12 protein-coding genes are annotated in these 13595 nt (G+C 44.9%); 2 read left to right on the top strand and 10 right to left on the bottom strand.

Translation table 11 applies throughout. The features are described 5' to 3' along the window. Window positions 1–132: 132 nt before the first annotated feature. The 4 genes from G5A70_RS07715 to G5A70_RS07700 form a co-directional block, all read right to left on the bottom strand. Window positions 133–1128 (bottom strand): LacI family DNA-binding transcriptional regulator, encoded by a 996-nt coding sequence (locus tag G5A70_RS07715; RefSeq protein ID WP_173749080.1) that lies wholly within the window; start codon window positions 1126–1128, stop codon window positions 133–135. Between the two features lie 68 nt (window positions 1129–1196). Continuing rightward, a complete protein-coding gene (locus tag G5A70_RS07710) occupies window positions 1197–4580 on the bottom strand; it encodes an ABC transporter permease (protein WP_173749079.1) in 3384 nt (1127 codons plus the stop codon). Between the two features lie 10 nt (window positions 4581–4590). Beyond that, window positions 4591–5295: an ABC transporter ATP-binding protein gene (locus G5A70_RS07705; RefSeq protein WP_173749078.1), complete on the bottom strand. Its 705-nt coding sequence runs from the start codon at window positions 5293–5295 to the stop codon at window positions 4591–4593. 23 nt (window positions 5296–5318) lie between these two features. Continuing rightward, window positions 5319–5900 (bottom strand): TetR/AcrR family transcriptional regulator, encoded by a 582-nt coding sequence (locus G5A70_RS07700; RefSeq protein ID WP_173749077.1) that lies wholly within the window; start codon window positions 5898–5900, stop codon window positions 5319–5321. A gap of 144 nt (window positions 5901–6044) precedes the next feature. On the opposite strand from G5A70_RS07700, the gene G5A70_RS07695 reads away from it, so the two are divergent. Further along, window positions 6045–6272: a DUF2007 domain-containing protein gene (locus tag G5A70_RS07695; protein WP_173749076.1), complete on the top strand. Its 228-nt coding sequence runs from the start codon at window positions 6045–6047 to the stop codon at window positions 6270–6272. Between the two features lie 44 nt (window positions 6273–6316). Continuing rightward, window positions 6317–6496 (top strand): helix-turn-helix transcriptional regulator, encoded by a 180-nt coding sequence (locus G5A70_RS07690; protein WP_173749088.1) that lies wholly within the window; start codon window positions 6317–6319, stop codon window positions 6494–6496. Window positions 6497–6525: 29 nt separating this feature from the next. Here the strand turns inward: G5A70_RS07690 and G5A70_RS07685 are convergent, their stop codons facing one another. The 6 genes from G5A70_RS07685 to G5A70_RS07660 form a co-directional block, all read right to left on the bottom strand. After that, window positions 6526–7689, bottom strand: coding sequence for a ComEC/Rec2 family competence protein (locus G5A70_RS07685; protein WP_226853560.1), 1164 nt, complete (start codon window positions 7687–7689; stop codon window positions 6526–6528). A gap of 173 nt (window positions 7690–7862) precedes the next feature. Next, entirely contained in the window at window positions 7863–9464 is a 1602-nt protein-coding gene (locus tag G5A70_RS07680) for a xylulokinase (protein ID WP_173749074.1), read from the bottom strand. A gap of 77 nt (window positions 9465–9541) precedes the next feature. Further along, window positions 9542–9700, bottom strand: a complete 159-nt coding sequence (locus G5A70_RS07675; RefSeq protein ID WP_226853558.1) for a DUF2804 domain-containing protein — start codon at window positions 9698–9700, stop codon at window positions 9542–9544. Between the two features lie 49 nt (window positions 9701–9749). Continuing rightward, window positions 9750–10421 carry a V-type ATP synthase subunit D gene (locus G5A70_RS07670; RefSeq protein WP_173749072.1) on the bottom strand — a complete coding sequence of 224 codons (672 nt, stop codon included), beginning with the start codon at window positions 10419–10421 and terminating at the stop codon, window positions 9750–9752. A gap of 14 nt (window positions 10422–10435) precedes the next feature. After that, entirely contained in the window at window positions 10436–11809 is a 1374-nt protein-coding gene (locus G5A70_RS07665) for a V-type ATP synthase subunit B (protein ID WP_173749071.1), read from the bottom strand. Then, on the bottom strand, window positions 11809–13575 hold the full coding sequence (locus G5A70_RS07660; protein ID WP_173749070.1) for a V-type ATP synthase subunit A: 1767 nt from the start codon (window positions 13573–13575) through the stop codon (window positions 11809–11811). Before G5A70_RS07660 ends, G5A70_RS07665 begins: the two co-directional genes overlap by 1 nt. Window positions 13576–13595 lie beyond the last annotated feature (20 nt).

The raw sequence follows: 13595 nt of genomic DNA, 5'->3' as shown, positions 1-13595 counted from the left end.
TAAAGATTTCTCCCACCACCCGCATAGCAGGTGGTTTATTTCATTGCTGACACAAAAAAGAAACCATTTCATTTGCTTACTAATAGCACAAATGAAATGGCTTCCTCCTATCATTTATCAGATATTCTGCTGTTATTCCGTACAACTGCGTCGAAATACCGGTTTCCCATTGATATATACTGTTTTTGTAATTTCTCTTTTTTTAATGATTCTTTCAGCAAGAAGGTCAAGCGCACTTTCGCACATGGCTGGAACATCAATATGAAAAGTCGTTAATGGAGGGGATACATACTGAGCCACGTTAATATCATTAATACTAAAAAACTCTATACGTTTTGGAATCAGAATTCCCTTTTCGTTAAAAGCCTGCAGCAGTCCTACAGCCAATGTATCACTTGCTACACACACAGCTGTAGGAAACTTCTCACCCAATTCTTCCAGCATCTTTTTCCCTATCCGATATCCTTCGTCTACGGTCAGTGCATCCGCTATATAAATATTTTTGTCCTCGTATATATTATAATATTTCACGCTTTCAATAAACGACCATTCACGCACATCCATCACCCGTTCAAAGGAGTTAATATCGTAATCAAACGGACCTACAAATCCTATATTTCTATGACCCTTCTTATAGAAAAAATCTACTATCTGCGTCACGATAGAATCAAGATTGGGCCGAATAGAATCATACAAACTCTCGTCTGGAGATGTGTCCATAAAAATTCCCTGCCTTGTAATAGTTCTCAAAACGTCTATCTCCTTCTGAGAAAACCACCCAATTCCGATAAAAGCTCTGGTATCTTTAGGTACAGCTTGAATCCCCTGCTTTTTTGTAACGATTGTAAACTGCACATTTCTGATTTCAGCCTGTTTCTTTATCTCTTTATAAAGAGAGCGGTAATAGATATCTTCTAATTCCTCCTGATTCGATGCCCAAAACAGAAATGCCACCTTATCAATTTTAGGATAAACCACTTTCTTTTTATATTCTAAACGCTCTGCTGTCTCAAAAATAGCTTCTCTGGTTTCATCATTTACTGAAATTGTCTCATCGTAATTTAATACTCTGGATACCGTAGCAGTAGAAACCCCAACTTCCTGCGCAATATCTTTTATCGTTGCCATAAGTAACCTCCACACAATTTTCTAATAAATAATTTACTAATTTTTTTACTTTATGTCAAGATAATTTTTTATTCCACACTCTTCAACGATTCCACCATATCAATTTTCTTCAATTTAAAATACATCACGCAGTTTACAAACACGGAGAACACACAGGTCAGCGCTGCGCTGTACACAAAGCTGAGGGGTTCTATGATTCTGGTAAACATGACGTCATCAATTTCCACTGTGGTAATCACATACCGATGCAGCAAAGCCCCCAGTATCATGCCTACAATCACGCCGATAATCGTCAGCAGCACGTTTTCCCGGTAAACATAAGCGGACACTTCCTTGTCGTAAAAACCCAGTACTTTAATGGTAGCCAGTTCCCGCCGCCGTTCTGTAATATTGATATTGTTCAAGTTATACAGCACCACAAAGGCCAGTAATCCCGCAGACACAATCAACACCACAATGACAATGTCCAGACTTTCCAGCATATCATCCAGACGGCTCTGGAAATTGTAGGTATAAGAAACATTCAAAGCCGCACGATTATCCAGGATTTTTTCTCCTGTTTTTGTCAGCTGTTCCTTATCCGAGTCCTTCATTTTGAAGTAAATATTGTTGGAATCCATGGGTTTTCCATAGAGTTCTTCGTATGTATCCGGTGAAACATAGAGATAATGTTCCATATAGTTTTCACAGATTTCTGTAACTTTCAATTCTTTCTGTACGCCATTTTCCAATTCTACGGAAATCGTATCTCCCTTTTTCACATGCAGAAGTTTTGCTGCTTTTTCTGTGAGAAACACATCATCTTTCCCCAACTCATACGTCTTATGAGTTCTCCTGTCACGATAATGAAGAAACTTCTTATTTTCTTCCAGGCTCTGAGGCGCATACAGATATATCTCTTTCTCTGTTCCGTCCTTTTCTGCTGTTATTTTCTTCAGATATCCTTCCGAAACTGCTTCCACTTCTTTGTCCGTGCGCAGATATTCTTTTAACTCTTCTTTATCTTCCTTATCCGCATCCGTGTCCAGAATTACCATACCGTCATAAAGCTGCAGCTCTTCATATTGGATTTTAGCTATGGAAAAAATGGAATCTCTCAGCCCAAAGCCCACAATCATCAAAGCCATACAGCCGCCAATACCAAACACCGTCATAAAGAAACGCTTTTTGTAGCGAATCAGGTTGCGAATGGTGGACTTCCAGATAAAGCCCAGTCTTTTCCATATAAATGGTACTCTCTCCAGGAAAACGCGTTTTCCCTGCTTCGGTGCCGGGGGACGCATAAGCACTGCTGGCTGGGAAGCCAGTTCTTTATAGCAGGCCAGTGCTGCTGCCGCCACCGTACAGACCAGAGCCGCCGCAGTTGCCATAATGCCAAACTCCCAGTTATATGGAACTTCCACGTCCGGCATGTGGGTATACATAATTTTATAGGCAGTAACAATAATGTACGGAAAAACTTTTTCTCCGAATAGTACACCTAAAACACTGCCGCCCATAGTCGCCAGAAGCGCATAGTTTAAATACTTTCCAGCTATACTGAATTTGCCGTATCCCAAAGCCTTTAAAGTGCCTATCTGGGTTCTCTGCTCTTCTACCATACGGGTCATAGTGGTAAGACTGATAAGCGCTGCCACTACAAAGAACAAAATGGGGAAAACTGCACCAATGGCCCGCAGGCGGTCTGCATTGTCACCGTACCCGGTATATTCCGGCAGAACACTTCTGTCTTCTACATACCACTCTGCATCTTCTATATCTTCAATCTTGTCTTCCGCATCTTTGATTTCGTCTTCTCCGTCTTTTATCTTTTCGTCAGCCTCTTTTTGACCATTCTCATACTCTTTTCTGGCGTCTGCCAGTTTCTGCTCATTTTCTGCGATTTCTTTCTCGCCTTTTTCAATTTCTGCCTCTCCGGCGTAAATGCCACTCCAGCCTGCATCGATCTGCTGCTGTCCCTCGTCTGCCTGATTCTGTCCGGCAATTAGTTCCTGCTCACTTGCCGCAAGCTGAGCTCGGGCGCTTTCTATGGCAGCCTTTGCCTGTTCTAACTGCGCCTTTGCTGCTGCAGACTGCGCTTCTGCTTCCTGCTGCTTCTGATTTAACTCCGCTTCTGCTGCTGCAAGCTGTGTTCCTGCCTCATTCAATATAGGTTCCTGGGTAGAAATCACCTGCTGCAGCGCCTGTATCTGCCCCTGCACCTGAGCAATTTCTTCTTCGGAAAGCATACCGGAATCCAGAGATGCCTGCAAAGCTGCAAGCTGCCTTTTTGCTTCCTCTAACTGGGCCACACCAGCTTCATACTCTGCTTTCTTTCCGTTAAATTCCTCCCAGCCCGCTGCCAGAAGGGCTTCTCCTTCCTCTATTTGGGCCATTCCGGCTTCATACTGTTGATTAAATTCCTCTTCTTTGGCTGCAAATTCTGCTTTTCCCTCTTCCAGCTGTGCCCAGCCCTGAGAAATCTGTGTTTTTGCTGCATCTACTTCTTTCTGGCTGGAATAAAGCTGATTTCTGCCGTCCTGTACCTCTTTTCTGGCAGAAGCTAACTTATCTTTTCCTTCCTGCAGCTGTTTTTCTCCGTCCTCTATCTGCTTTTTGGCATCTGCCAGTTTTTCCTCTGACTCTGCTTTGCCATCTTCCAGCTCTTTCTTTGCCTTATCCAGTTCTTCCTGTGCATCCTCGCGGATTTCATCAGCCCGCAGTTTCCCCTGTTCATCTCCAATGGCTTCTATCCGCTTCTGTACCTGGGCCACACAATCGTCATATTCTTTCGTAAATGCGGTCAGTTCTTTTGCACCTTCCACGGAAACATAACACTCCGTATAAACGTCCAAGGCAAAATCCTCCGGCAGCACAGCCAGAAATCCATTGACCTCTCCGTTTCCCACAGTACTGCTGCCTCTGCTGAAAGACACATAAGAAGAGCTGCTGCCGCTTCCTACAATTTCAAACATATCTGTTTTAAAAGTATCTGTCACCGGGTCTTTGGTTCCGCTGATAAGCTGAATTTTATCCCCTACCTTTAAATCCGAAGCTGCCAGAAAATCCTGGTCTATGAAACATTCCCCTGCTTTTTCCGGCATTCTTCCTTCATCCAGGGTATACTGATTCATAGAATCCAGGATAGAAGAAACGTGAAGTACTTTCTGATTTCCCTTTGACTCCACCAGCACATCTGCCGAATACCCCGGCTCTGCTTTTTCCACACCTTTCACCTGACGAATGGCCTCGATGTTTTCCTCAGAGAGTCCCAGGGTTCCCATAACCTGAATGTCCATAAGCTGTTTCCGGTCAAAGTAAGCATCTCCCGAATACCGCATATCCGGTTCAGAGGCCCGAATACCGGAGAAAAATGCCACGCCCATAGCCACAATAAAGAAAATAGACAGGAATCTTCCCTTACTTTTTCGGATTTCCATATAGCAATCTTTTCTAATCGCCCGCTTCTTCATCACTCTTCACCTACCATTCAATGGTTTCTACCGGAACCGGATGCTCGTTCTGTTCCATGGAAGAAACCTTTCCGTTTTTGATATGAATGATGCGGTCTGCCATAGGAGCTATTGCAGAGTTATGGGTAATGACAATCACAGTCATCCCCATTTTCCGGCAGGTGTCCTGTAAAAGTTTCAGAATAGATTTTCCTGTATTGTAATCCAGCGCACCGGTAGGCTCATCACACAAAAGAAGTTTGGGATTTTTTGCCAAAGCCCTTGCTATGGAAACCCTTTGCTGCTCACCACCGGAAAGCTGTGCCGGGAAATTGTTCAATCGTTCTCCCAGCCCTACCTCCCGCAGTACCTGTGCCGCATCCAGCGGCTCTTTGCATATCTGCAGCGCCAGTTCTACGTTTTCAAGAGCTGTCAGATTCTGTACCAGATTGTAAAACTGAAATACAAATCCAATATCATCTCTCCGGTATCCTGTCAGTTGTCTGGAATTGTACTTTGCCACATCGCTGCCATCCACCAAAACCTGCCCCGAAGACGCGGTGTCCATGCCGCCCAGGATATTCAGTACCGTAGTTTTCCCCGCACCACTTGGGCCAACTACAACTACAAATTCGCCTTTTTTAATGGAAAAACAAATGCCGTCCACGGCCCGTATTTCCACCTCGCCCATCTTGTAAATCTTTGTCACATTTTCTAACTTTACATAATCTTCCATGCTTTCTCCTCGCTGTACTTCCTTTATGAAACCTGGGTCGCTCCTTGAATCCCTTTTATCAAAAGCTGTCCCGTAAGGGCCGCCATTCTCTCCGGACTTTGGGTAAAGTCCTGTTCAAACCAGTATCTCACAATACCCAACGCGCCTGCTGTGCAATACTGAAACTGTACCTGAAACTCCAGGGAGTTCCGGTCAAAACTTTTCGGATACGCAGTGAGATACCGCTCAAAAATACTCTCCAATAAATTTTTCCCACTGGAAACCATACTCCTTGCCCTCAGCAGCAAAATGCAGCTTTCCCTCTGCTCATATAGATACCGGAAAGCCTCTGCCGTCACATCTCCCACATGGTCCCGCAGTTCATCCGGAGTATACTTTTCTGCCATGTGCTTAATATCCCGACACATGTTTTCTTCTATTTCAGACAGCACGGAATACACATCTGTGTAATGAAGATAAAAAGTATTTCTGTGTATATGCGCCGCCTCTGTCAATTCCCGAATGGAAATTTCGTTTATCTCTTTTTTCTTGGACAATGAAATCAGAGCCTGAAGAATACTGGCCTTTGTCTTCTCTGTCCTTTTATCTGTGGTTTCTCTTTCCATTATGTAAAACGCTCCATAAGTTCCTGTGCAAATGCACAATTTCTACATTTTCATATTACTGTGAGAAGGTTGGGTTGTCAATGCGGCAAGTATTAAATAAATATAAATTATTTCTATGGACAATCAAAATCCCGATTCTGTCAAATGAAAAATGATGAATTGATTCCTCTGTATACCGCAAAAGACAATCTGGAAGCTGCTATGATTGCCGATGTTTTAGAAACAAATGGAATTGCTGCTGTCATGCAGGACGAAAGCAGCATGGGAATTCTAAACCTTTACGGCGGATTTTCCAAAGCCGGAATTTTCATTTATGTGACAAAAGAAAACTATGAAAAAGCAAAAGAACTTTTAGAAGGTATGGGATTTTGAGAAAAAAAGAAACAACGGAAAAAAAGACGGAAAAAAATATAAAAATGAAAATAGCCAGAATGGAAAAGAATCTTTCGCAGATACAACTGGCTGAGCGGGTTGGGGTTACCCGGCAGACCATCGGTATGATAGAAGCCGGGGACTTTAACCCTTCTTTAAAACTCTGTATTGCTATCTGCAAAGAACTCGACTGTACATTAAATGATTTATTTTGGGAAGAATAGCCCAAAAGCAGGCTGTCTTCCCTCTTTTCTTATGGCTTACAGCTTCCGCAATCTGTATAGCCGCTTTCTCTCAGCATTTGAATATCTCCTTTATAATAAGCCCGGTTTTCCTCGTTCATGTTCTTCACAGAGGTGCAATCCGGCCTGTGAATTTTCTTTGTATGGATATTGAGGATATAATCGCAATTCTGTGCGTCACTATTATTCAGTATATCCGGATTTTCTCCGCTTTCCTCCTGTCCGCCGGAAGCCCCGCGCTGTCCCGGCGTATAATCATTGCAAGGCTCCTGTTCAAAGGAAATGCTGTTTCCGTCACTGTGCAAAATAATGGTTCCCTGCTTATCTGTCCGGAAGAGCGGCACTTGCTCTTCCTTAATCAGAGACACGGTATCCTGCCTGGGATGTCCATAACTGTTATCTGCCCCGCAGCTTATCACGCAATAAGACGGAGATACCTGTTCAAAAAATCTCCGACTCACATGGGAACCATGATGATTCATCAACATCACATCTGCTTTAATCTCCGTACCAGCGTCCAAAATTTCTTTTTCGCTTTCCAAACCTATATCACCGCCGATAAAAAAGCGATTCTTTCCATTTTCCAGAATTATTCCCACAGAATCCTGGTTTTCGTCTTCATGTCCATACGACACAGGGGAAATGATACGGAATTTTGCTGCCCCAAAAGCAAACTGTTCTCCCACCTTCGGGTGCAGTGCTTCATAGGATTTCTCCTTCACTGCCTTTTCATAAGAACGGTAAATAGCGGAATCTGTCTCATAGTCCGGTGTAATCAGCGTATCCACCGGAAAATTATACAGCGCACCGATAGCCCCCGCTAAATGATCTTCATCAAAGTGAGAAATCAAAATATAATCCAGCTTTTCGATTTTCTGCTCTTTCAGATAACGAACTACAAAAGACGAACTTTCCCTCGCTCCTCCATCTATCAGCATGTAATGTCCCTCTGACTCTGCCAGAATGGCATTGCCCTGTCCTACATCCAGATAATGTACTGTCAGTGAAGCATGTGCCGAATCCGCCTGCGCTTCTTCCTGTGTCTGTATCGGTTCTTCATTCTGCTGCGCAGCGTCTGCCTCTGTGCTGCTGATATCCATAGCATTGCACCCGGTAAGGGAAAACAGCAGTATCAGCATATATACCAGAAGATGTTTCCATTTTCGTTTTATCATATTTTTCTGCCCTTTCTTTTCAGTTTTACAGAACATACGTTCTCGCATTGCATATACTATCACAGATTTTACGCTTTGTAAATAGCAAAAAAAGGCAATCCTGCCCGCCAAAATACCCCTTCTCTCTAAAAGGTATTCTTGCCTGCAAGGATTGCCCTTCCAAACCACTTTTCTTATTTCAGATTGTCCACGGCCGCTCTCTCAATAGCCAGCCCTGCTTTATATCTTACCATAAATTCATCAAAGCCCTTCACATCTCTTTCGTCCGGCTGCACTTCTGTGCCTTTCTGTCCGGCAAAGACTTTATTGCCCAGATACTCTTCCAGACTTTCGCCCTCTTCTTTATTTACCAGGTAAGAAGCCAGTACAGCAATTCCCCAGGCACCGCCTTCTCCCGCTGTTTCCATTACGGACACCGGTGTATGAATCGCACCGGACAGTAAATTCTGTCCCACGCCTTTTGTCTTAAACAGGCCGCCATGTCCCAGAATTTTGTCCAGTTTCACGCCTTCTTCTTTCAGAAGAATATCCATGCCTGTTTTCAGTGCGCCCAAAGAAGTAAACAGATGCACTCTCATAAAGTTTGCCAGATTGAACTTGCTTTCCGGTGTGCGGACAAACATCGGACGCCCCTCTTCAAAACCGGTAATATGCTCTCCCGAGAAATAATTATAAGACAGAAGACCGCCGCAGTCTGCATCTCCTTCCATCGCTTTGCGGTAAAGGGTTCCGAAAAGCTGATTCATATCCACTTTCATCCCCATGCTTTCTGCAAATTCCTTGAAAATACCCACCCAGGCATTTAAATCAGAAGTACAGTTATTGCAGTGTACCATTGCCACCAGGTTTCCGGTAGGTGTCGTCACCAAATCAATTTCAGGATATACCCTGGACAACTCTTTTTCCAGAACTACCATAGCAAACACCGAAGTTCCCGCAGACACATTTCCTGTGCGCCGGGCCACACTGTTGGTTGCCACCATTCCGGTTCCTGCATCTCCTTCCGGCGGACACAGCGGTACACCTGCTTCCAGTTCGCCCGTAACGTCCAGCAATTTGGCACCTGTCTCTGTCAGACGGCCTGCCTCTTCACCAGCCACCAGCACCTTAGGCAGAATATCGGCCAGCTTCCATGGAAATCCATAGGATGCAACCAGTTCATCAAACTGTTCCGTTCTCTTTTTATCATAATTGCGGATATTCATATCCACCGGGAACATACCGGAAGCTTCCCCAACCCCCAGTACCTTTTCTCCAGTTAATTTCCAGTGTACATAGCCCTCCAGAGTCGTCATAAAGTCAATGTCTTTTATATGCTCTTCTTTGTTGAGAATTGCCTGGTATAAGTGTGCAATGCTCCACCTCTGAGGTATGTGATAGGCAAAAAGCTGCGTCAGTTCTTCGCTGGCACGCTCCGTCATGGTATTTCTCCAGGTTCGGAATGGGACCAGCAAGTTTCCTACCTTATCAAAAGGCATATAGCCGTGCATCATAGCACTGAATCCCAGTGCAGCCAGTTTTTTCACAGGCACACCGTATTTCTCCTTTACATCTTTTACCATATCCTGATAACTGTCCTGAATACCTTTCCAGATAGCTTCCTCGCTGTAGGTCCAGATATTGTTTACCAGCTGATTTTCCCACTCATGACTTCCGGACGCAATCGGTTCATTCTTTTCATTCACCAGAACTGCCTTAATTCTGGTGGAACCAAGCTCAATTCCAAGTACTGCTTTTCCGTTTACTACCGTACTTTTGTTTGCTTCTGCACTCATGTATATAGCCTCCTTGTAATTACGAATTCTTCTATCTTCTATTATACATACTTGTACGGTTGTAACGCTACTTGTTTTTAATACCGATTACACACTTTCTCCGCAAAGCACATCATATCCTTCACCACAATCTCTTTCCCGTCGTCCAGCACAGCTTTTCCTCTCATTTTTCCGAAAACCTGGTGCTGGTTCGACTCGATAACATTAAAAACATAGAAAAACCCCGTTCCTGGCACTCTTTCTCTCGAAATTTCATACCAAAAACAAGGCTTCTCTTATTGCAGCTTATTTCACTGCATATTCTTTTTCTTTATAATGATGTGCTTCTTCCAACATCATATCCTTCACCTTCATCAGACGAATCTGCGTACTTCTCTCATTTTCGTCCAGCTTCATGGTGATATATTTGATATTTCGCTGCGTCTCCGGAATAATGACGTGTTCCAGAGCATTTACACGCCGCCTGGTCTTCTCGATTTCCGCTGCCATCAGCTGGCAGGATTTTTCCACTTCTGCAAGCCTTAACATATCCGGCAGAATATCGGCCAGGGATTTTACCGCGCCGTCCAGGTCGCCGGAAGTAAAAGCAAAACCATAAGAATAAATATCATTGGCGTCTGCGGTTCTGGTCTTGGTATGAAACACCGGAATATCCACACTCATGACATTTTTCTTGTCTGCTTCCAGATAGACTTCCTGCTTGGGGGCCATTAAGGCCGTGTTTAAAATCTGCTCAGACATACCTGCCTTTGCAATCACGAAATTCTTATTCGCCGACAAAATCCCTTTTTCCACTTTCTGGCGAAGAGCCATGTTTTCTCTTACCAGGTCCAGAAACTGACGCATCAGTTCATCTCGCTTATCCTTTAAGAGTTTATGGCCCTTGACGGCAGTTACCAGCTTCTTTTTCAGGCGGGTGAGTTCCATTCGGGTAGGAGTTACCTGCGTAGATGCCAAAGTATCACCTCTTTCTAGTATTTGCCGTAATATTCGTCTAAGAATTTATCGTCAATACGTTTCAGTTCGCTTCTCGGCAGAATGGAAAGCAATTTCCAGCCGATTTTCAGTGTTTCTTCGATATCTCTGTTTGCCATATATCCCTGAGAAACGTATTCCTTCTCAAAGGCGTCTGCAAATTTTGCATAGATAATATCAATATCAGAAAGCGCTGCTTCACCCAGAATGACCATAAGTTCTTTCGCCTCTTTACCACGGGCATACGCTGCGAAAAGCTGGTTCATGGTATTGGAATGGTCTGCACGGGTCTTTCCTTCGCCGATACCTTTATCCTTCAGGCGGGACAGGGAAGGCAGTACGTCGATAGGCGGTGTCACACCTTTTCGGTACAGTTCACGGCTTAAGATAATCTGTCCCTCTGTGATATAACCTGTCAGGTCAGGGATTGGGTGGGTCTTATCATCTTCCGGCATGGTCAGAATCGGAATCATGGTAATACTTCCCTTTTTGCCTTTCTGACGTCCGGCTCTTTCGTACATGGTTGCCAGGTCTGTATACATATAACCCGGATAACCACGGCGTCCCGGAACTTCTTTACGGGCTGCGGATACCTCACGAAGAGCGTCCGCGTAGTTGGTAATATCCGTAAGGATAACCAGAACGTGCATATCCTTTTCAAATGCCAGATATTCTGCAGCAGTCAGTGCCATTTTCGGTGTGGCAATACGCTCTACCGCCGGGTCATTCGCCAGGTTGATAAAGAGAACCGTTCTGTCAATAGCGCCTGTCTCTTTAAAGCTTTCTACGAAAAAGTTGGATTCCTCAAAAGTAATACCCATAGCTGCAAATACAACGGCAAAGTTTTCTCCTGAACCGCGTACCTTTGCCTGTCTCGCAATCTGCGCTGCAAGCTGTGCATGAGGCAGACCGGAAGCGGAGAAAATCGGCAGCTTCTGTCCACGAACCAGGGTATTCAGACCGTCAATGGCAGAAACACCTGTCTGAATAAACTCTTCCGGATAACTTCTGGCAGCCGGGTTCATCGGCAGACCATTGATGTCTCTTCTCTCGTCCGGCAGGATTTCCGGACCGTCGTCAATAGGACGTCCCAGGCCGTCAAAGACACGTCCCAGCATATCCTCAGATACGCCAAGTTCCATGCTTCGTCCCAGGAAACGCACCTTACTGTTGGACAGGTTGATACCGGTAGAACTTTCAAAAAGCTGTACCAGCGCATTGCTTCCGTCAATTTCCAGAACCTTGCAGCGGCGAGTTTCACCGCTGGCCAGTTCGATTTCTCCTAATTCATCATAATGTACATTTTCAACGCCGCGTACCAGCATAAGAGGGCCGGCAACTTCCTGTATGGTTCTATACTCTTTCGGCATTAGAAGTCCTCCTTCCCTAATACATTGGCAATTTCTTCTGAAAGCTGTTTTAAGACAGCTTCATACTCGTTGTCCAAATTGTCTTCTGTTACATATTTAAAACGTCCGATTTTTTCACGAACTTCCAGTTTTACAAGGTCCTGAATACCCGCACCTTTTTCCAGTGCTTCTGCCCCCTGCTCATAGTAAGCCACTACCAGTTTCATCAAGAGATGCTGCTTTTTCAGAGAACTGTAAGTATCCACTTCATGGAAAGAGTTCTGGTGCAGGAAGTCCTCACGGATAGAACGGGCTGCTTCCATTTTCAGGCGGTCACCTGCGGAAAGCGCGTCCATACCAACCATTTTTACGATTTCTTCCAGTTCTGCCTCGTCCTGCAGAAGGCTCATCATTTTCTGACGTCCCTCCATCCAGTCCGGCGCTACTTTTTCATTGAACCATTTTTCCATGTTGTCCAGATACAGAGAGTAGCTGGTCAGCCAGTTAATGGCCGGGAAATGTCTCTTATAAGCAAGAGACGCGTCCAGCCCCCAGAATACCTTGACAATACGAAGAGTTGCCTGGGAAACCGGCTCGGAAATATCACCACCCGGAGGAGATACGGCGCCGATAACGGAAAGGGCGCCTTCTCTCTTATCCTTCCCAAGAGAAATCACATGACCGGCTCTCTCGTAGAACTGAGCCAGACGGGAACCCAAATATGCAGGATAACCTTCTTCACCCGGCATTTCCTCCAGACGTCCCGACATCTCTCGAAGAGCCTCTGCCCAACGGGAAGTGGAGTCTGCCATCAGCGCTACGGAATATCCCATATCACGGAAATATTCTGCAATGGTAATACCGGTATAAATAGATGCCTCACGGGCCGCAACCGGCATATCGGAAGTATTGGCAATAAGCACAGTTCTCTCCATCAGAGACTGGCCTGTTTTCGGGTCTTTCAGTTCCGGAAACTCGTTCAATACGTCTGTCATCTCGTTTCCGCGTTCTCCGCAGCCGATATATACAACGATGTCCGCTTCCGCCCATTTTGCCAGCTGGTGCTGAATAACGGTTTTTCCGCTTCCGAATGGTCCCGGAACGGCTGCCACACCACCTTTGGCAATAGGGAAGAAAGTATCAACAACACGCTGTCCCGTTACCAGAGGCATTTCCGGCGGAAGTTTTTTCAGATAGGGACGGCCTTTACGAACCGGCCATTTCTGCGCCATGGTAAGTTCTCTGTCACCATTTTCTCCTGCAATCACAGCCACCACTTCGTCTACGGTAAATTCTCCTGCTTTAATCTCTTTGACAGTACCTTTGACGCCATAAGGAACCATGATTTTATGATTGACTACGATAGTCTCCTGTACCGTACCGATAATGTCGCCGGCTTCCACCGCATCACCTGGTTTTACCGCAGGAACAAAGTCCCATTTCAAATTTCTTTTCAGAGAAGGAACTTCCACACCTCTCTTTAAATTGGTGCCGGAAACCTTCATAATATCATCCAGAGGTCTCTGAATACCGTCATAAATACTGGTAATCAGACCTGGTCCAAGTTCTACGGAAAGAGGCTCCCCTATGGATTCTACCGGTTCTCCGGGTCCAAGTCCCGAAGTTTCCTCGTATACCTGAACAGATGCCTCATCTCCATGCATTTCTATGATTTCACCAATCAGACGCTGATTACTTACACGAACCACGTCGAACATATTCGCGTCACGCATGCCTTCTGCAATAACCAGCGGTCCTGCTACTTTTTTAATCGTACCCTTGCTCATGGTCACGTATCACCTGCTTT

The sequence above is a fragment of the Blautia hansenii genome, from assembly GCF_013304445.1.
Lineage (GTDB): Bacteria > Bacillota > Clostridia > Lachnospirales > Lachnospiraceae > Blautia.
The sequence above is the reverse complement of the archived record's forward strand: the minus strand, read 5'-3'. Positions and strand labels throughout refer to the sequence as shown.

Coding starts and splice junctions, on each gene's coding strand:
- G5A70_RS07715 (WP_173749080.1), bottom strand. CDS start 1,128: ATGGCAACGATAAAAGATATTGCGCAGGAAGTTGGGGTTTCTACTGCT.
- G5A70_RS07700 (WP_173749077.1), bottom strand. CDS start 5,900: ATGGAAAGAGAAACCACAGATAAAAGGACAGAGAAGACAAAGGCCAGT.
- G5A70_RS07695 (WP_173749076.1), top strand. CDS start 6,045: ATGAAAAATGATGAATTGATTCCTCTGTATACCGCAAAAGACAATCTG.
- G5A70_RS07705 (WP_173749078.1), bottom strand. CDS start 5,295: ATGGAAGATTATGTAAAGTTAGAAAATGTGACAAAGATTTACAAGATG.
- G5A70_RS07680 (WP_173749074.1), bottom strand. CDS start 9,464: ATGAGTGCAGAAGCAAACAAAAGTACGGTAGTAAACGGAAAAGCAGTA.
- G5A70_RS07690 (WP_173749088.1), top strand. CDS start 6,317: ATGAAAATAGCCAGAATGGAAAAGAATCTTTCGCAGATACAACTGGCT.
- G5A70_RS07660 (WP_173749070.1), bottom strand. CDS start 13,575: ATGAGCAAGGGTACGATTAAAAAAGTAGCAGGACCGCTGGTTATTGCA.
- G5A70_RS07665 (WP_173749071.1), bottom strand. CDS start 11,809: ATGCCGAAAGAGTATAGAACCATACAGGAAGTTGCCGGCCCTCTTATG.
- G5A70_RS07710 (WP_173749079.1), bottom strand. CDS start 4,580: ATGAAGAAGCGGGCGATTAGAAAAGATTGCTATATGGAAATCCGAAAA.
- G5A70_RS07685 (WP_226853560.1), bottom strand. CDS start 7,689: ATGATAAAACGAAAATGGAAACATCTTCTGGTATATATGCTGATACTG.